The following is a 17408-nucleotide window of genomic DNA, read 5'->3' as shown; positions in this document are numbered from 1 at the left end:
CCTTGGACCGCACCCCGTGGGATGGTCTGCCGTCTCGGCCCTGGGCCGCAGCCCCGTCTCAGGTCAGGTAGTTGTCGATGTCGCGGGCGGAGCGGTAGCCGCTCTCGATCGCCCCGTCGATGAAACCGCGCCACGTACTCGCCGAGTCGGCGCCCGCGAAGAACAGCCGGCCTTCGGTGGTACGCAGGTCCGGCAGCACCTTCGCCAGCTGCCCCGGCCTAAAGATGCACCACGTGCCCAGTGCGTGCGGGTCGCTGGCCCAGTCCCAGCCGACGATGCTCTCCACCTCGACGCCCGGCAGGAGCGGCTGCAGCGCTGTCTGCATGCCCTGGACGTCGTCGAACTGGCTCATCTGCAGCTTGTCCGGGTTGGAGGAGAACACGATCAGCCACGAGCCTTCCGAGTCGTGGGTGTAGGTCACCAGATAGTTGACCGCCTGGGCCTCGGGGGCCACGACGCTCACGTTGCCGATGTCGCCCTTGACGCGGACGAAGCACTTCCTGCCGGCACCCGCGTGCCGGTCGGCCGACGCAGTCCGCTTGATCTCGGACAGCTCAGGTTCGAACTTCACGCTGTTCAGGACGTTCATCGGCAGCGCGATCAGCGCGGTCCGCGCGCTGACGCTCTCGCCGCTCTCCAGCTCCACCTGCACGCCGCCGTCGGCCTGGACGACACGCCGCACGGGCGAGTTGAGGCGGATGTCGGCGAGCGTGGCCTGCCCGGCGATCGAGTTGATCAGCTCCCGTGTCCCCTTCACCAGCTTCGTTGCCGACAGGGAGGCCATGGCCTGCGCCGCGCTGTACCCGGCCAGCGCGTAGCAGCGGAAGATCTCGGAGGCGCCGGACTTCTCGAGGGGACCGAACGCGACCAGGCAGCACATCCCCTCCACCCAGTCATGCAGCACCGGCTCGGTCTTGAAGGAGTCGAGCAGGTCACGCATCGACCGTCCGCCCAGGCCGTCCGGGTCCGAACTCACCGTTTCCAGGAACGGCTCCGGGAACAGGCTCATGCCCGGGGCGCAGAACTCGTCGAACGCCTCCAGCGCCCGCTCGACGTCCTCGTCGGACAGGTCCACGACGCGGCCGTCGGAGACGACCATCTGCCGCAGCCCCTCCAGCACCGGGAACGTCTCCGTCTCGACCGCGTACCGGTCGACCTCCGACCACACGTGCGGCTGCATGGGATGGACCCACGTACCGCCGAACTCCATCGGATGCCCGTCGTGGTCCTTCGTGTACGTCCGGCCGCCCAGCCGGTCACGCGCCTCGACCAGGACCGCCCGCCGCCCGCGCGCCGACAATTCACGCGCGGCCGTCACACCGGCGAAACCGCCGCCCACGATCACGACATCCACTTCAGAATCTGACGTCGCCACGATCTGCTCCCTTTCGTCGTCTGGCCTGACTCGCGAGCCACTATCCGGGAAGGGCCCGCAGCTGGCCGGGCGCCACGCTCTGCCTGAATTTCGTGTCTTCGCGGTTGATCTCCTGTGGGTACGCCGACGCCGGTGTGCTGCGTGCGTGCCGTTTTCAGCCCACGACGAAGAACTTCATGAACGGCGAGCGGGTTCTCCAGGTGGCCGTGAACCCGGCGGGGAAGGAGTAGATGCCCCCGGCGACGACCTCGATCTTCTCGCCGTCAGGGGTCTCCAGCTCGGCCTCACCCTCGATCACGTGGAACGTGTCGGTGGCCGCGGGCTTGTAGGGGAACTCCGCGCCCTCCGCGGGGCCGATCCTCCACAGCCCCGACAGCTGGCCCTCTTCCGCCTTGACGAGCCAGTGAATCTCCCCCGTCTCCCGGCCATCCTCGAAATAGGGCTCCCACAACTCAGCCGTTACCGATGAGCTTGCATAACCCTCATTGTTCGTCATTTGTCTCTCCACGGGATGGAACTCTCGGCCGCCGGAGACGGCGATGCCGAGTTGCTTTCATCCGATGACATCACCGATACCGGGCCTTCCCGCGAAGGCGCGGGCGGCGACCCCACCAGGTGGGGCAACGGATGAGCAAATGAATTTTCCGGTCGGTTCCGCACACCGCCCAGACCACCGTCCCACGCCTCGGGGCGTCGAGCCCGCTGGGCCCGGACCGTGCCGGGACGCGGCTGTCGCCGAGGGTCGGTGCTCGGCCGCCGACATCACCGCGGTCACGTTCGGCACCGGCCGCAGCGCCACCAGCCTGTCGTGCACCGCGACCTCCTTGACGCCCAACGGCCCGGCCGCTTCGTCTATCTCCTGCCACGCCCGGTAGTCGGCCCTGATGGGCACTCCCGCGCCTCGGAGCGGGGCCATCCGATGACATCCGGGGCCGTTCGGCGGCAGTCCAGGCCCTCCGTAGCCGTCCGCCCCCGCTCGCGGCGTGGAGGGAACGGCCTGCCGGGGAAGGCGTGCCAGGTACCCGTACACCCGAGAAGGGACGGACACCATGGCACGACCGAGGATCGTGGTCGTCGGCGCGGGATTCGCCGGCGTCTCCTGCGTACGCCGCCTGGAGCGGACGCTGACACCCGGAGAGGCGGAGATCCTGCTGGTCACCCCGTCCTCCTACCAGCTCTACCTGCCCCTGCTCCCACAGGTGGCCTCCGGGGTACTCACCCCCCAGTCCGTGGCGGTCTCGCTGCGCCGCAGCCGCCGCCACCGGACCCGGATCGTGCCCGGCGCGGCCGTGGGCATCGACACCCGGGCCAAGGTCTGCGTCATCCGGAAGATCACCGGGGAGCTGGTGGACCAGCCGTACGACCACCTGGTGCTCGCACCCGGGAGCGTGACCCGCACCTTCGACATCCCCGGCCTGGCGGAACACGGCCGCGGCATGAAGTCGCTCGCGGAGGCGGCCCACCTGCGCGACCACGTGATCGCCCAGCTCGACCTGGCCGACGCCGCCGCACCCGGCTCGTCGGAGCGGGCCTCACGGCTCGGCTTCGTCGTGGTGGGCGGCGGCTACGCGGGTACCGAGACGGCCGCCTCCCTGCAGCGGCTCACCACGAACGCCGTCGGCCGCTACCCCCGGCTGGACCGGCGCGAGATCAGCTGGCACCTCGTGGACGTGGCCCCGAAACTGATGCCCGAGCTCGGCGACCGGCTGGGCCGGGCAGCCCTCGACGTGCTGCGCGGCCGCGGCATCGAGGTCTCGCTCGGCGCCTCCGTCGCCAAGGCGGGCCCCGAGGCCGTCACGCTCACCGACGGGCGCGTACTGCCCTGCCGCACCCTCATCTGGACCGCCGGCGTCGCCGCGAGCCCACTCATCGCCACCCTGGGCGCCGAGACCGCCAAGAGCGGCCGGCTCGTCGTCACACCGGACCTGCGGGTGCCGGGGGCGGACGGCGCCTTCGCGCTCGGCGACGCGGCCGCCGTACCCGACCTCGCCGCCGGCGGCGACGACGCGGTGTGCCCGCCCACCGCGCAGCACGCCGCGCGCCAGGGCAGGGTCGCCGCCGACAACGTCGTCGCCACGCTGCGCGGCACACCGCTGCGTCGGTACGTCCACAAGGACCTCGGACTGGTCGTGGACCTCGGCGGCCGCGACGGCGTCTCCCGGCCGCTCGGCATCGACCTGCGCGGCATGCCCGCCCAGGCCGTCGCCCGCGGCTACCACTGGGCTGCCCTGCGCACCGGCGCCGCGAAAACCCGCGTGATGACCAACTGGCTCCTGAACGCCGTGGCCGGCGACGACTTCGTCCGAACCGGACTCCAGACGAACAAGCCACCGACACTGCGCGACTTCGAGCACACCGACCAATACCTCACCCCAGAAGAGGTACGGGCCCGCACCGCGGCCCACGGAGGCGGACAGTAGCTCCGAAAACCGGGAGCCCTCCGGCGTCTTCAGCGTCGCCACCAGGTCACCAGGCAACCCGGGGTCCACCCGGCGGGCGTACCCGCGACCGTGACGTGCAACCGCTTCTCCGGTACGCGCCCCAGGGGCGGGGCCATGGGCATGACGGAGCTGTGACGGAGCTGCACCGCGCCGCTCACAGCGTCACCAGCCCTGCCGTGGCCGCGCTCTGCCACCAGACCTACCGCCGATAACGGAGCGTGGCATTCGCGGAGAAAATCGAACACGTGTTTCACTAGAGGTGTGAGACCCCCGTTCCGCTACCCCGAGGACCTGATCACGCTCCAACGGGCGTGGCAGCAGACGTACGTCGAGCTCGCGCAGGCCGGGGCCGGTACGACCGTGCTGCGGCGCCGGCTGATCACCCTCTCCGGAACCTTGTGCACCCACCCCTACTGGGCGGCCCCCGCCGGCAGCGTCGAGCTGCGGCGCGCCGCCCGCACCCACACCTCCGCCCCGGCGGAAGGGGAGGAAGCAGCATGAGCGAGCAGACCATCGCCAAGCCCCGCCCGCAGGTCGTCACCTGGGCTCCCAGCCAGACCGGCCCCTGCGCCCGGTGTGGTACCCCGACCTGCCGCTACGGAGTCGGCGCCTCGCCCTTGTGCGCGGCTTGCAAGGCCGCACGGAAGGCGCAGTACGGGGGCTGAACATGTCCGAGCTCCCTCCGGACCTGCCGCGCCTGCGCACCGTCGTGACCTACCTGCGCGGCGAGCTCGGCCGCGCCGAGCGCGCGCTGAACATCGCAGAGGAGCGCGAGGCTCTCGCCGTGCGGCGCCAGCCGCTGCCCGAGCCGCCCGCGTGGCTGATCGAGCGCGGTATCGGAGCGGGCCGGCTCCCGGTCCGCGTCCATGCCGGAGGCTGCTGGGATGCCCGTAGGCGCTGCACGGCCATGAGCATGGAGGAGGCGCGGCGGGCATTGGCCGAGGGCGTGCAAGCCTGTCCGCACTGCCGGCCCGACGCCGCACTCGGCATGGAGTGACGCAGTCGCCCGACACGGCGAACAACGCACCCTGCTGCCTGTTTCGTGCGGGCTAGCGGGCGGTTCGCTGCTGGTCGGTGCGGTGGGCGAATGCACGATCGGCACGGCGACGGTGGTAAACGGCCTCGGGCCGGATGCCGGCGGCAAGAGCAGCCTGCCGCAGGGCGACGCCGGGGTGCAGGTTGCCGAAGAAGGCTTCCCAGTCATCGGCGCCGGGTGTCCTGTCCGGGGTGCGCGGGTGCGCGTGGTGGGCGGCGTCCATGGCGGCGGCGAACGCGCGATCGCGTTTACGGCGCTGGTAGATCACAGCGGTGGTGATTCCGACCTCGGCCGCCGCGGCGGTGACGGACAGCCCCGCTTCCAAGTGGTCGAGGAAGGCACGCCGGCGCTCGGGCGTGAAGCGGGGCGCCCGAACGGGCGCGGGCTGCCCGGCACCAAGATCCTTGACCGCGTCGCAGGCCCTCGCGAACGCCGGATCATCTCGGCGCCAATGACTCGCCTTGCCAGCGCCGTCGAAGAGGATCTGCGCGGCCAGGCTCGGGGTGCAGCCCAGAGCGAGGAGCCGCAGGTATTCGGCGCGGTCGGTGATGCCGGTGGCGCCGACTTCGTCGGGGTCGGTGCCAGCCAGGAGCAGTGCGAGGGCGGTGTCGGTGCGGGCGGCGGTGAACACCTCCCGCACCTCGAGGCCCGCGGCCTGCGCGGCGGTGGGAACGTCCTGCCCGTTCCGCAGCCGGTCGAAGAGCGTTGACCGTTTCCGGGCGGGCAGGGCATCAGGCATGACCGCACGCTACGGGCGCCCTCACCGGTGCACCCCTACGACAGGCCGATGACGGCGATGCCGTGGATGCAATCGCGGTGCGCGCGAGCCTTGCGGTCACGGTGCCGGGCTGCAAGGGCTTGGTGGTCAGAGCCGCGGCCGGGGTGTCAGGGGCGGCCGAGGGTGCGGGTGAGCCAGCCGGCGGTACGCCACTGGTCGGTGTCGAGGGTGCCGCGGGCGTCGATGACCTTCGGGGTGTGAGTGAGGGTGGCCAGCCGCTTGGGGTCGATGTGGGAGTAGTGCGTCCACTCGGTGAGGTGGAGGAGCAGGTCAGCGTCCTGGGCGGCGGCTACGGGGTCCTCGATGTAGTCGAGCCGGGGGCCTTGCGGGCGTTGTCGAGGGCCTTGGGGTCGGTGACGGTGACGGTGGCGCCGAGGTCGTGGAGGGCCTGGGCGACGACGAGGGCACGGGAGTCACGGATGCCGCTCCCGTCGCGCTCCCGGTCCCCCGCTGGAAGCAGCGTCCAGCCCCCTGTCCAGCTCCCCCTCCGGTACAACTCTCTCCACCGCGCGCTACCCCTCCCGAACTCACGCCAGCCCATCCCCCTGCACCGTCTGCGCCCGCCTCCCCACGCACCTCAGCCCCAGCCCCGCCCGACACCCAGCAACAGCCTCCACAACCAGCACCCCACCCCCTCCATAGATATAGGTCTGAGAACTCACCAGTCTGGAAATGGGGCCTGACCTGCATGAACGCAGAGCGGATCCCGGATGCGGTTCCCCCTATGTCTCCCTTCCAGGTTCCCCCCTTGTTTTCCCCTCTGGGTTCCCCCGATGTTTCCCCCCTTGTGTGCCCGGTTCCCAGCGCGGCAGGCCTGTTCCCCGAGCCGTCTCGCGAGTGCGAACAGCGAGCGGGACCGCCGTCGTTCTCGGAGGCGGCTTTGCCTCCCGCCCGCCGGGTTCGGGCTTCCACGAACTCCCCGGCTGACCTGCGATGGGGAGGTGTAGTGGTGACTACAAAACCCGTCACTCACCGGTGGGTGACTGGCTTGCCCACTCACCCACCGGCGCGCGGAGCGCCTGGGCCTGAGAGCCCCCTCCCGCACGGGAAGCGGTCGGTGCTCAGAGGGAGGGTTCCCACTCCTCGGGGCCAGCGCCGCGCCCCTCCACGAAGTCGGGGTCGGTAAGGTCCACGTCCTCGGCGTTCTCCAGCCCGGCGGTAGCGAGGAAGACACGGATGCCGGCCGGACGGTGGGCGACCCCGATGGCGACGCCGTCGTAGCGCACCCGGCGCCATCCCCGCTCGTCGGGCGAGCTGTGATCATCAGGCGAGCGGACCGGTGTCCTCTGCAGCGCCGTCGAAGTTGGACCGCCGGCGGGTGTTTGCTCTGAAGAACCTCAGATCCCCCGCACGTGCCGCGAGGCTGGGGTGCAATCGGCTCATGCTGGTTCATCGTCCCCAACGCCCGAGCTCGCCCGAAGGTCCCTTTCGGTGGCTGAGGCCACGCGTTGTGCTGCCGGGCACTGTGCTAGCGGCCACGGCTGTCGTACTCGGGCTGTGGTACGAACCGATATTGCACGCTCTGTTCCCGATGGCTGACAATTCCTGGTCGTCTCTCCCCGCAGGCGACCGCGCTCAGATCATCGGGCAGTGGCGGCTGTTCCTCATTCAGGGCATCGCGGCCCTCGGGGCCGCTGTCGCACTTCTGTACACCGCCCGGAACTACCGGCTTACGCGTCGCGGCCAGGTAACCGACCGATTCATCAAGGCCCTCGAGCGCATCGGCCACACCGAGGAGTACGTGCGCAGCGGTGGGGTTCTGGCCATGGAGCAAGTCCTCAAGGACGATGTCGGCCACACCGCCGACGCTGCTCAGGTCCTCACCTCCCTGGTACGGCAACGCACAGCCTCTGTTGCCGTGCGAAAGAGCCCGCCACGTATGCCCAAAGCGGCCAGTTACGTTCGGCGTCCGTTGCCAGATCCTCCGCGGCCTGACGTTCAGCTTGCTTTGACCGTCCTGGGCCGCAACCCCACACCAGCCATGGATCTCAGCGGACGTTGCCTTGCCCGGGCTGACCTTTGCGAGGCAGACCTGCGCGGCGCCGACCTGCGAGCGGCCGACCTGCGAGGGGCAAAGCTCGAGCGGGGCGTGTCAGCGATCTTGTGTAAGTCGGTTGGTGTCATTGGATGCTGAGCCGGTCCTCGAAGAAGAGTGAGAACTGGTTCAGCGCTTCCTTCCAGTGTGGGGCGACGTGGTTGGCATCGCGCGCTTTGGGGTTGATCTGCTCGCGGACTGCGAGGTAGAGGACCTTCAACGCTGCCTGTTCCGAGGGGAAATGGCCGCGGTTGCGGGTGGCTTTGCGGAGCCGCGAGTTGATCGATTCGACCATGTTCGTGGAGTAGACCACCGTCCTTATGGCCGGTGGGAACGCCAGGTAGGGAGTGAACTCCGGCCAGGCCGACCGCCAGGTCCGCACGATCGCCGGGTAGCGTTCGCCCAGGTCAGAGGCCTCGAACGCGTCAAGGGCCTGTTCGGCGGCCGTCTCGGTCGGCGCTGTGTAGATCGCTCTCAGAGCCGGCACCAGCTTCGGGTGGTCCCGCACGGACGACAGTCTGAGCGAGGCCCTGGTCAGGTGAATCACGCACGTCTGGACCGTGGCCTTGGGCCAGGTCGCGGTGACGGCGTCGGGCAGGCCCTTCAGACCATCGCAGACGACGATGCACACGTCCTCGATACCCCGGTTCCGCAGTTCCGACAGCACCGCCATCCACGTGGTCGCGCCTTCACCCTCGGCTCCAACCCACAAGCCGAGGACGTCTTTGCGGCCGTCCATGTCGACGCCGACGGCCAGGTAGACCGGCTTCGATGTCACCGAGCCAGAACGGATCTTCACCCACAATGCGTCGATGTAGATGATCGGCCAGACCGCGTCGAGGGGCCGGTTCTGCCAGGTCACGAGCTCGTCGATCACGGCGTCGGTGACCTTGCTGATCAGGTCTGGGCTGACCTCGACTCCGTAGATCTGGGCGAGGTGGGAGCGGATGTCGCGCACGCTCATCCCGCGCGCGTAGAGCGAGAGGATCCGGTCGTTGAATCCCGCCAGCCGGCGGGCGTTCTTCGGGACCAGACGCGGCTCGAACTCACCGTTGCGGTCTCTGGGCACCGCCAAAGTGACGGCGCCGGCATCGGTCAGGACCGTCTTGGGCGACGTCCCGTTCCGGGAGTTTCCAGAGCCGTGACCTGCGGAATCTCCGCGTTCGTAGCCGAGGTGTTCACTCATCTCGGCTTCCAGAGCCCGCTCCAGAACAGCCTTGGTGATCTCCGTCAGGAGCCCGCCCTCGCCGAGCAGGGCCGCTCCCGAGGAGTCAGCTTTGTCGAGCAGCCGCTCGACCACCTCGTCGACCGTCTTGTCGCCGGCCACGGACGCGGCCGCTTCGTCTTTGTCTGCCATGACTCGTCCGATCCGCCTGGCCCACAGGCCCGAGGCCGAGCCCCGGGCCAGGCTGTCACATCACGGACTTACACGATCTTTCAGACACGCTCCTCGAGCGTGCCGACCTGAGAGAGGCCGACCTGCGTGGGGCCTGCCTCCGTTACGCGGACCTCAGCAACGCGGAGCTGGACGGATGCGACGCGCAGGGCGCAGACCTGGTCGCAGCCACGATGCGTGGGTGCAGTCTCGTCGATGCTGTATTGGATAGTGCTGATCTCACAGCAACCGACCTGTGGCAGGCCGATCTCTCCAGGGCGCGACTTGATGAAGCGCTACTCACAGGAGCCTCTCTATCCGATGCCAAGCTCAGGGAGGCCGATCTCAGCGGGGCATGGCTGCCTGACGCCGATCTACTTGGCGCTGATCTGACCGGAGCGAAACTTCTGGGCGCGCATCTGACCGCCGAAAGCTGGGGTGGCCGTCGCCTGCTGAGTGCTTGGAGGGCTGCCAATCGCTTACTGAAGATTTCAGGGTGGGGTCGGTGGGTTGATGGCCAGACCGGTGGCGGTGAGGCAGCCGTCGACAAGGTGGGGCCGGAGTTGGATTCTGCGTAGCTCGCGGCGGAGTGTGCGGTCGAGGTCGTCGGGTGTGTCGAAGGCGGTGTTGGCCATCGCTCTGCGCACGAGTGACCAGACGGCCTCGACCGGGTTCAGGTCTGGTGAGTATGCCGGGAGGCGGATGGTGGTGAGCCAGTCGTGCTCCGCCTCGTACCGCTTCAGCCCGGCGGCCAGGTGGGTGTTGAGATTGTCCCAAACCACCACGATGGGGCCGTCGAGTTGGATGTGCGCGCGGACCAGGAGGTCGCGGTAGTCCTTCCAGGAGAAGCTCTTGCGGGCGCCCTTGAGCAGGAGATGGTTGCGGGGTCGGTGGATGAGGCGGCTCTTCTCGCCGAGTTTGTAGCAGCACAGCGCGGCGACCGAGGTCCGGCGGCGGGAACGGCCGCGGACGCGGATGACGGGGGTCTGTCCGCGTCGGCCCCAGGTGCGGGCCCGGGGCGGAGTCATCGAGAAGCCGGCCTCGTCCTCGAAGACGAGCCATGCCCCGGACGCCGCCGCGAGGCTTTTACCCGTGGCCAGACCTCCTTCTTCCACAGTTCCACCGCGTGCTCGTCACGCTCGAGGGCTCTGCGGGCGGGTGCCTGCCAGGACCAGCCGTGCCGTTTCAGCAGCCGCCACACCGTCGGCACCGACAGGGTCAGCCGCAGCCGGCGGCGGATCAGCGTCTGGACCCGGGCCAGCGTCCAGCGTTCGTCGTCGAAGCCGTGCGCCGAGGGGCCTTTGCCGAGTTCCTCCTCGAGCACGGCGAACTGGGCGTCGGTGACGGTCGGGGCGTTCGCCGGACCCGCCGAGCGCAAGCCCTCCATGCCGCCCTCGCGCCAGGCACGACGCCAGCGTTCCACCGACCGCACACTCACCCGCAGATCCTTCGCGATCACCGCGGTCTTCTCACCCGCCGCGAACCGCATCCCGGCCTGAAGCCGGATCCCCTCACGAAACGCCCGACGCTCAGCCGTCAGGCCCCCACCCTCTGGATACCTCACCTCACCGGCATACCGCAGGGATCATGAACCGTCACTACCCGACGACAACGCGAAATCCTCAGTAAACGGGCAGCCTGACTTCACCGCGACCCCAGCCATATGGGCGAGCCTGCTCTTGCGCGACGAACAGCGCCTTGATGCCCACTTGGCTGCCTGGGTACGGAGCAAGATGGAACGGCCCAACGAGGAGGAGTCTGTACAAGGGGGTCGTCTGCTGATGGCTCTGCGGGCGCTCGTGTACCAAGCCCGCTACCCTCGGCCTGCCCCTCGGAAAATCAGCCTCGCGCAGCAGCGCGAGTGGAACATCCATCATCCGGAATCCTTCGGACGTACCAAGCTGACGAAAGCGGTGCTATCGAACGCCGAGTTGGCGGGCGCCGACCTTGCCGGAGCTGATCTCACGCAGGCAGTTCTCAAGCAGTGCAACCTGTCAAAGGTGAAGGGTCTGACCGTCGAACAAGTCCAAGCGGCGCAGGTCGACGCCACTACCATCCTGCCGTCTTCCTTGTCGCTCCCCAGCCGGTGAGCCAGGCTGCCTCCACGAGGCCAAGGCCACAATCCTATGTTCTGTGGACCGCCTCACAGATGGGCGGTATGTCGCATGTAGAGAACCTGGCCAAAGGGAAACGCTCCCCGCCTGAACGGGGACAAGGGACTTGCTGCTCACCGTTGATGCGCAGACTCTGTCCACATGCTCCTCTCCAAAATCGATCTTGAGGTCGCCGCGATCAACGCGGCGGCCTGTAGGTGAAGAGTCATCCATGTCCCAGACGCCGTTGCTCCGCAGCTCGCCCCGATGACCAGCCTCCACGGCGTTGGGGGTAGCCGCAGTGCCCGCCTCGTGCGGCTGGCACGCCCGTTCGGGACGCAGTCGGCGCCCTCGCCCGCGTACAGGCATCGATCTTGTAGTAGAAGGTGAACGTGAGGGGCGTGTCGACGCCGGGGTTCAGCGCGAGGAACGCGACGAGTTTGGTCCCGATCTTGAGCCGGTTGGAGTCGATGCGGCCGGTGGCGCCAGTGCGGCTGACGGGGCCAAGCAGCAGGGTTCTCTCGTGGTGTCTTCTTCGGTCGGCCGACGCCCTTACCACCCGCTCTCAGCGGAAGTAGGCGCTGGCACATGCATTTCAACCCCCACCGCCCTTCCCCCCATCACTCCCCCTCTGCCCTTCCCTACACCCGCTCCTCTCCCCCACTTCCTCTCCGCTCGGCCCCCCCTTTCCCTCAGCCCTCACATCTCCTGCAACGTGCCTCCCTCACTCACCCTCTCCTCTCTCCCTTGCCCCTCCTACCTATAAGTCCGGCTAGTCACCAGCTGTATTTTGGGGCCTGTCCAGGGGCGATGCAGCCAGACCCCAGAAACCGTTTCCCCTCTTGTTTCCCCCCATGTCTCCCCCCTTGTTTGCCCCTATGTCTCCCCCTGCGTTTACCCCTCGTGGTGCATGCCCGACCAGGCCGCAGGCAACGCTCCAAGCGCCCCCCGCCAGCTCTCCCGATGGGGTGGACTGCCGAGCCCACCGACGCGGCGACACTCCAGGTATTGGCTGGCTGATCTTCGTCACGCCGTCTTCGAGCGTCCGCACCCAGCAGGGTTGGCCAGGTGGGCATTCCCTCGCTTCCTCATTCCTTCCGGCTGCTCGTGACGGGCGGAGGAACCGGTGGTCACACCTACCCGGCCCTGACCGCGATCCGTACCTTGCAAGGGCGTCTCACGGCCGCAGGAGCGTGTCTGAAAGATCGTGTAAGTCCGTGATGTGGAAGCCTGGCCCGGGGCTCGGCCTCGGGCCTGTGGGCCAGGCGGATCGGACGAGTCATGGCAGACAAAGACGAAGCGGCCGCGTCCGTGGCCGGCGACAAGACGGTCGACGAGGTGGTCGAGCGGCTGCTCGACAAAGCTGACTCCTCGGGAGCGGCCCTGCTCGGCGAGGGCGGGCTCCTGACGGAGATCACCAAGGCTGTTCTGGAGCGGGCTCTGGAAGCCGAGATGAGTGAACACCTCGGCTACGAACGCGGAGATTCCGCAGGTCACGGCTCTGGAAACTCCCGGAACGGGACGTCGCCCAAGAGGGTCCTGACCGATGCCGGCGCCGTCACTTTGGCGGTGCCCAGAGACCGCAACGGTGAGTTCGAGCCGCGTCTGGTCCCGAAGAACGCCCGCCGGCTGGCGGGATTCAACGACCGGATCCTCTCGCTCTACGCGCGCGGGATGAGCGTGCGCGACATCCGCTCCCACCTCGCCCAGATCTACGGAGTCGAGGTCAGCCCAGACCTGATCAGCAAGGTCACCGACGCCGTGATCGACGAGCTCGTGACCTGGCAGAACCGGCCCCTCGACGCGGTCTGGCCGATCATCTACATCGACGCATTGTGGGTGAAGATCCGTTCTGGCTCGGTGACATCGAAGCCGGTTTACCTGGCCGTCGGCGTCGACATGGACGGCCGCAAAGACGTCCTCGGCTTGTGGGTTGGAGCCGAGGGTGAAGGCGCGACCACGTGGATGGCGGTGCTGTCGGAACTGCGGAACCGGGGTATCGAGGACGTGTGCATCGTCGTCTGCGATGGTCTGAAGGGCCTGCCCGACGCCGTCACCGCGACCTGGCCCAAGGCCACGGTCCAGACGTGCGTGATTCACCTGACCAGGGCCTCGCTCAGACTGTCGTCCGTGCGGGACCACCCGAAGCTGGTGCCGGCTCTGAGAGCGATCTACACAGCGCCGACCGAGACGGCCGCCGAACAGGCCCTTGACGCGTTCGAGGCCTCTGACCTGGGCGAACGCTACCCGGCGATCGTGCGGACCTGGCGGTCGGCCTGGCCGGAGTTCACTCCCTACCTGGCGTTCCCACCGGCCATAAGGACGGTGGTCTACTCCACGAACATGGTCGAATCGATCAACTCGCGGCTCCGCAAAGCCACCCGCAACCGCGGCCATTCCCCCTCGGAACAGGCAGCGTTGAAGGTCCTCTACCTCGCAGTCCGCGAGCAGATCAACCCCAAAGCGCGCGATGCCAACCACGTCGCCCCACACTGGAAGGAAGCGCTGAACCAGTTCTCACTCTTCTTCGAGGACCGGCTCAGCATCCAATGACACCAACCGACTTACACAAGATCGCTGACACGCCCCCTCGTCCGGCTTGCTCCGGGCCACGGGGCCACGGGGGGCCCGGGGCCGGTGTAGTCCGGTACTGAGGTTTTCAGGGTGGGGTCGGTGGGTCGATGGCCAGATGTATGGCCGTGAGGCAGCCGTCGACCAAGTGGGGTCGGAGTTGGATTCTGCGTAACTCGCGGCGGAGTGTGCGGTCGAGGTCGTCGGGTGTGGCGAAGGCGGTGTTGGCCATCGCTCTGCGCACGAGTGACCAGACGGCCTCGGCGGGGTTCAGGTCGGGTGCATAGGGCGGGAGCCGGACGGTGGTGAGCCAGTCGTGCTCGGCCTCGTAATGTTTCATCCCCGCGGCCAGGTGGGTGTTGAGATTGTCCCAGACCACCACGATCGGGCCGCCGAGCTGGATGTGAGCCCGCACCAGCAGGTCGCGGTAGTCCTTCCAGGAGAAGCTCTTGCGTGCACCCTTGAGCAGGAGATGAGTGCGGGGCCGGTGGATGAGACGGCTGTGTTCACCGGGTTTGTAGCAGCACAGGGCGGCGACCGAGGTCCGGCGGCGGGACCTGCCGCGCACACGGATGACAGGGGTCTGTCCGCGCCGGTCCCAGGTGCGGGCACGGGGCGGAGTCATCGAGAAGCCGGCTTCGTCCTCGAAGACGATCCAGGCACCGGACGCCGCCGCGAGGCTTTTACCCCCGGCCAGACCTCCTTCTTCCACAGCTCCACCGCGTGCTCGTCGCGTTCGAGTGCTCTGCGGGCGGGTGCCTGCCAGGACCAGCCCGTTTCAGCAGCCTCCACACCGTCGCCACCGACAGACTCAGCCCGAACCGGCGGCGGATCACCGTCCGCACACGTGCCAGAGTCCACCGCTGGTCGTCGAAACCGTGCGCGGCCGGACCCTTGCCGAGTTCCTCCTCGAGCACGGCGAACTGGGCATCGGTGACGGTCGGGGAGTTCACCGGACCCGCCGATTGCAGGCCTTCCTGGCCGCCTTCGCGCCAGGCACGGCGCCAGCGTTCCACCGACCGCACACTCACCCGCAGATCCTTCGCGATCACCCCGGTCTTCTCACCCGCCGCTGACCGTTCACCGGCCTGGAGCCGGATCGCTTCCCGAAACGCTCTACGCTCAGCGGTCAGGCCCCCACCCTCCGGATATCGCATACCCCCGGCATACCGCAGGGATCATGAACCGTCCCTACCCGACGACAACCCGAATAGCTCAATAGTGGGCGCAGCCGAGTCAGATGTACGTCGGAACCTCCTGCGGGGCCGCAGCTTCGGTCACCTCCGGCCAGACAGCACGGTGCCGGCGCGTTCGGCCGCTGCACGGCGGCGATGCAGCGCCGTGCAGCGGATACCGCCGCCGGGTGCCACTCCATCACCGGCCCGACAGCCCGCCCGTGCTCGACCCTGGGCGGTGCCCGGGTCGGCTGCCGACCCGGGCACCCGGTTCACGCCTCTACTCCATGAACTCGAAGGTCCACGCCTGGCTTCGGTCGCTGACGTCGAGTGGCCTCAGGGCGATACGGGGCGGGAAGATCCGCAGCAGGCTGAGGTCCAGGGCCAGCTCCACGCCGTCGACGGGGCCTCCGGGGACGACGACGTGGAAGGTGTGCGGCTGGTCGCTCTGGTAGAGCGCCCACTCGCGGGGCTCGGGGTATCCGACGACCGGCTTGTTCGTCTCCGGGTCGCCATCGTAGGAGACATAGGTTTCGCTGCGGAGATTGCGGATCGTGCAGTTGCCGTTGCTGAGTTTCTCCAGCTGCCATTCCTGCTCGCCGGGGTTGCCGGTGGGCGGCAGCAGGACAACGGGTGTCTTGGGTTCCGATGCCCCGTCCAGCAGCGTGAGCAGTTGCTCACGAGGGCGGGTGATCGTGTAGGTGCCGTTCGGTACGGGTGCCATGGACGACTCCACTTCTGACACGCGGCGCCCGCGCGGGTCGCCGCTGATCTTTTGGGCCAGGCGAATCCCTTCCCTGCCAACGTGCGACAGAGGGTCGGAAAGGCTTGCACCACCCTTCAGGAGTACAGCGAATGCCTTCCCGACCGGAACCGGTCGATCACACGTGCCTCACCATGGACGGCAAGGGGCGCCGTCCCGGGCGCGGACAGGTGCTTGACGGGCAGCCCGAACGCGCCCGCGGACAGAGCGGCGAGCGCGTCGGCGTCCTCGTCGGTGGACCAGCCGGACAGGCGGTCCTCGTCTTCGGCCTCGTTGGCCAGGAGCAGGTGCGGGTCCTCGAGCCGGAACCGGCGCGTCCCGCCGCCTGCTCCGGCGACGACGGGTGGACGGTTGTGCAGCCGCGTGCGCGGCTGTGGGCAGAGACAGGGTCAGGGCGAAGGCGGCGGCCGCGACAGCAGCCGGTTCTTCCGGCCACGACACCCTCAGCAACAGGCCGTGCGGACCGGGTTCACCCGCCCGAGCACGCCGGTTCACCAGCGAAACGCCACTGCACACTCCCCTGTCCGTCACCCTGCGGCCGGGGACGGACCCTCGCCGAACCGGGGCACGTCCACGAGCCCGACGTCCAGGCGCAGCCGCTGGAACCGGAGCGGGTGCCGGAAGACGCCGCCGTGGTCGATGGCCCGGTCGGCCCTGACCTCGGCGACCAGAGCGGGGTGGACGAGGGTGGTGTCCAGGACGTCGCGGCTCCCCCACGTTGCGGAGAAGCGCACGCCCTCCCGCGGGCGCCCGGGCGCGGCCGCGGTGAGATGTTCGGCGACCTGCCGGGCGACGTCCGGGCGCAGCGGTACGGTGCGGCCGACCGCGCGCAGTCGGCCGTTCTGGTCGTGGCGGCCGAGGACGAGGAGCTGCGGGCGGGTCAGGGTGCCGGTGATCGCGCCGACGATCGTCTCCGTGGTGTCCCGCCTTCTGATCTTGGTCCAGCCGCGATATCCGGGCAGATAGCGGCTGTTCAGGGGCTTGACCAGGATTTCCTCCCCGCCCGACACGTCCGTCCAGGACTGAAGCCATTCCCGCGCCTTGGCCAGGTCCGTCGTCTGCGGGCAGAGCGTCCACGGAGCTGTCAGGGCGCGGCTGGAGAACAGGTTCTCCAGCAGTGCGCGCCGCTCGATGTACGGGCGCGCGAGGAGTTCCTGGCCGTCCTGCTGCAAGAGGTCGAAGGCGACGAAGTAGGCGGGCCACCGGGCGGCCAGGGTCCGGGCGCCGCGGGCGCGGGTGGCGGCTCGGCGCTGCAATGCCTCGAAGGACAGGCGGCCTGCCTCGGTGTCCCAGACGACCAGTTCGCCATCGAGGACCAGGCCGTGGGGCAACTGTGCCTCGGCGGCCGCTACCAGGTCCGGCCACCGGCCTTGGACCAGCGCCCCGCGGCGGGTCTGCACCAGCACCGTGCCGCCGGGGTCGGCTGCGGTGAACAGGAGCGCCCGGTGGCCGTCCAGCTTCTGCTCGTAGGCCACCCCCGCCCCCAGCGCGGCCGGGCCCGGCACGGCTGATGAGGCTTCGTCCGTTCCCCACTTCGTTGACTTGTCATCGGTCTGCCGGCGTCGCCCGACCTGAGCCGGTCCGGACCGTTCCTCGCCTTTGGCGTTAACAGCTTGAAGCACCCCCGGACCGACCCGGGATTCCACCGCGAACGGGGCCTCCCGCGGGCGGGATGATCTCTCGTGACGGACCCGAGCGACACGGAATGCCAACGGTTTGTGCGGGGAATGCTCCACCCTTCCGTGAGGTTGACCGTGCTGGCAGAC

The 17408-nt window shown here is 68.7% G+C and carries 20 protein-coding genes and 2 pseudogenes; 9 read left to right on the top strand and 13 right to left on the bottom strand.

The window, feature by feature from the left end; translation table 11 throughout:
• Positions 1-58: 58 nt before the first annotated feature.
• The gene (locus tag AB5J51_RS40290; RefSeq protein ID WP_369780165.1) at positions 59-1375 is read right to left on the bottom strand and encodes a flavin monoamine oxidase family protein; all 1317 of its coding nucleotides are present in this window, start codon (positions 1373-1375) and stop codon (positions 59-61) included.
• Positions 1376-1529: 154 nt separating this feature from the next.
• Entirely contained in the window at positions 1530-1871 is a 342-nt protein-coding gene (locus AB5J51_RS40285) for a cupin domain-containing protein (protein WP_369780164.1), read from the bottom strand.
• 553 nt (positions 1872-2424) lie between these two features.
• Between AB5J51_RS40285 and AB5J51_RS40280 the strand changes: the two genes are divergently transcribed.
• The 4 genes from AB5J51_RS40280 to AB5J51_RS40265 all read left to right on the top strand — a co-directional run bounded on the left by AB5J51_RS40280 (position 2425) and on the right by AB5J51_RS40265 (position 4813).
• Positions 2425-3795, top strand: a complete 1371-nt coding sequence (locus AB5J51_RS40280) for an NAD(P)/FAD-dependent oxidoreductase (RefSeq protein ID WP_369780163.1) — start codon at positions 2425-2427, stop codon at positions 3793-3795.
• Positions 3796-4077: 282 nt separating this feature from the next.
• Positions 4078-4317 carry a hypothetical protein gene (locus AB5J51_RS40275; RefSeq protein ID WP_369780162.1) on the top strand — a complete coding sequence of 80 codons (240 nt, stop codon included), beginning with the start codon at positions 4078-4080 and terminating at the stop codon, positions 4315-4317.
• Positions 4314-4481, top strand: a complete 168-nt coding sequence (locus AB5J51_RS40270; RefSeq protein WP_369780161.1) for a hypothetical protein — start codon at positions 4314-4316, stop codon at positions 4479-4481. The genes AB5J51_RS40275 and AB5J51_RS40270 overlap by 4 nt, the downstream gene beginning before the upstream one ends.
• Before the next feature lie 2 nt (positions 4482-4483).
• The gene (locus AB5J51_RS40265; RefSeq protein ID WP_369780160.1) at positions 4484-4813 is read left to right on the top strand and encodes a DUF6233 domain-containing protein; all 330 of its coding nucleotides are present in this window, start codon (positions 4484-4486) and stop codon (positions 4811-4813) included.
• Between the two features lie 52 nt (positions 4814-4865).
• Here AB5J51_RS40265 and AB5J51_RS40260 read toward each other — a convergent pair whose 3' ends face one another.
• The 4 genes from AB5J51_RS40260 to AB5J51_RS40245 all read right to left on the bottom strand — a co-directional run bounded on the left by AB5J51_RS40260 (position 4866) and on the right by AB5J51_RS40245 (position 6856).
• Positions 4866-5591, bottom strand: a complete 726-nt coding sequence (locus AB5J51_RS40260; protein WP_369780159.1) for a hypothetical protein — start codon at positions 5589-5591, stop codon at positions 4866-4868.
• Positions 5592-5737: 146 nt separating this feature from the next.
• The gene (locus AB5J51_RS40255) at positions 5738-5935 is read right to left on the bottom strand and encodes a hypothetical protein (protein ID WP_369780409.1); all 198 of its coding nucleotides are present in this window, start codon (positions 5933-5935) and stop codon (positions 5738-5740) included.
• Complete coding sequence (locus AB5J51_RS40250; RefSeq protein ID WP_369780158.1) at positions 5920-6126, bottom strand: hypothetical protein; 207 nt, start codon at positions 6124-6126, stop codon at positions 5920-5922. Before AB5J51_RS40250 ends, AB5J51_RS40255 begins: the two co-directional genes overlap by 16 nt.
• A 565-nt stretch (positions 6127-6691) precedes the next feature.
• Positions 6692-6856, bottom strand: a complete 165-nt coding sequence (locus tag AB5J51_RS40245; RefSeq protein ID WP_369780157.1) for a hypothetical protein — start codon at positions 6854-6856, stop codon at positions 6692-6694.
• A 305-nt stretch (positions 6857-7161) separates the two neighbouring features.
• On the opposite strand from AB5J51_RS40245, the gene AB5J51_RS40240 reads away from it, so the two are divergent.
• Positions 7162-7764, top strand: a complete 603-nt coding sequence (locus tag AB5J51_RS40240) for a pentapeptide repeat-containing protein (protein WP_369780156.1) — start codon at positions 7162-7164, stop codon at positions 7762-7764.
• Here AB5J51_RS40240 and AB5J51_RS40235 read toward each other — a convergent pair.
• On the bottom strand, positions 7751-9022 hold the full coding sequence (locus tag AB5J51_RS40235; protein WP_369776429.1) for an IS256 family transposase: 1272 nt from the start codon (positions 9020-9022) through the stop codon (positions 7751-7753). The two genes, AB5J51_RS40240 and AB5J51_RS40235, sit on opposite strands and share 14 nt — an antisense overlap.
• 59 nt (positions 9023-9081) lie before the next feature.
• On the opposite strand from AB5J51_RS40235, the gene AB5J51_RS40230 reads away from it, so the two are divergent.
• Entirely contained in the window at positions 9082-9618 is a 537-nt protein-coding gene (locus AB5J51_RS40230; protein ID WP_369780408.1) for a pentapeptide repeat-containing protein, read from the top strand.
• On the opposite strand, the gene AB5J51_RS40225 is transcribed toward AB5J51_RS40230, so the two are convergent.
• Together AB5J51_RS40225 and AB5J51_RS40220 are read right to left on the bottom strand one after the other, a co-directional pair.
• Positions 9532-10068, bottom strand: coding sequence for a transposase (locus AB5J51_RS40225; RefSeq protein ID WP_369780380.1), 537 nt, complete (start codon positions 10066-10068; stop codon positions 9532-9534). The two genes, AB5J51_RS40230 and AB5J51_RS40225, sit on opposite strands and share 87 nt — an antisense overlap.
• Complete coding sequence (locus tag AB5J51_RS40220) at positions 10065-10604, bottom strand: winged helix-turn-helix domain-containing protein (protein ID WP_369779849.1); 540 nt, start codon at positions 10602-10604, stop codon at positions 10065-10067. Before AB5J51_RS40220 ends, AB5J51_RS40225 begins: the two co-directional genes overlap by 4 nt.
• Positions 10605-10719: 115 nt before the next feature.
• On the opposite strand from AB5J51_RS40220, the gene AB5J51_RS40215 reads away from it, so the two are divergent.
• The 3 genes and pseudogenes from AB5J51_RS40215 to AB5J51_RS40205 all read left to right on the top strand — a co-directional run bounded on the left by AB5J51_RS40215 (position 10720) and on the right by AB5J51_RS40205 (position 13686).
• Positions 10720-11130 (top strand): pentapeptide repeat-containing protein, encoded by a 411-nt coding sequence (locus AB5J51_RS40215; RefSeq protein ID WP_369780155.1) that lies wholly within the window; start codon positions 10720-10722, stop codon positions 11128-11130.
• 1071 nt (positions 11131-12201) lie between these two features.
• Positions 12202-12333: pseudogene (locus AB5J51_RS40210) on the top strand (UDP-N-acetylglucosamine--N-acetylmuramyl-(pentapeptide) pyrophosphoryl-undecaprenol N-acetylglucosamine transferase); the annotation flags it as partial.
• 81 nt (positions 12334-12414) lie between these two features.
• Positions 12415-13686, top strand: a complete 1272-nt coding sequence (locus AB5J51_RS40205) for an IS256 family transposase (protein ID WP_369780078.1) — start codon at positions 12415-12417, stop codon at positions 13684-13686.
• 106 nt (positions 13687-13792) lie between these two features.
• Here the strand turns inward: AB5J51_RS40205 and AB5J51_RS40200 are convergent, their stop codons facing one another.
• The 4 genes and pseudogenes from AB5J51_RS40200 to AB5J51_RS40185 all read right to left on the bottom strand — a co-directional run bounded on the left by AB5J51_RS40200 (position 13793) and on the right by AB5J51_RS40185 (position 17147).
• The gene (locus AB5J51_RS40200; RefSeq protein WP_369780407.1) at positions 13793-14329 is read right to left on the bottom strand and encodes a transposase; all 537 of its coding nucleotides are present in this window, start codon (positions 14327-14329) and stop codon (positions 13793-13795) included.
• Positions 14326-14861 (bottom strand): annotated as a pseudogene (locus AB5J51_RS40195) (winged helix-turn-helix domain-containing protein). The gene AB5J51_RS40200 and the pseudogene AB5J51_RS40195 overlap by 4 nt, the downstream one beginning before the upstream one ends.
• 298 nt (positions 14862-15159) lie before the next feature.
• Complete coding sequence (locus tag AB5J51_RS40190) at positions 15160-15603, bottom strand: RICIN domain-containing protein (RefSeq protein ID WP_136227470.1); 444 nt, start codon at positions 15601-15603, stop codon at positions 15160-15162.
• 566 nt (positions 15604-16169) lie between these two features.
• Positions 16170-17147, bottom strand: a complete 978-nt coding sequence (locus AB5J51_RS40185) for an ATP-dependent DNA ligase (protein WP_369780154.1) — start codon at positions 17145-17147, stop codon at positions 16170-16172.
• Between the last annotated feature and the right edge of the window lie 261 nt (positions 17148-17408).

This window comes from Streptomyces sp. R33, from assembly GCF_041200175.1.
Lineage (GTDB): Bacteria > Actinomycetota > Actinomycetes > Streptomycetales > Streptomycetaceae > Streptomyces > Streptomyces katrae_B.
This window is presented reverse-complemented; position numbering and strand designations above follow the sequence as displayed.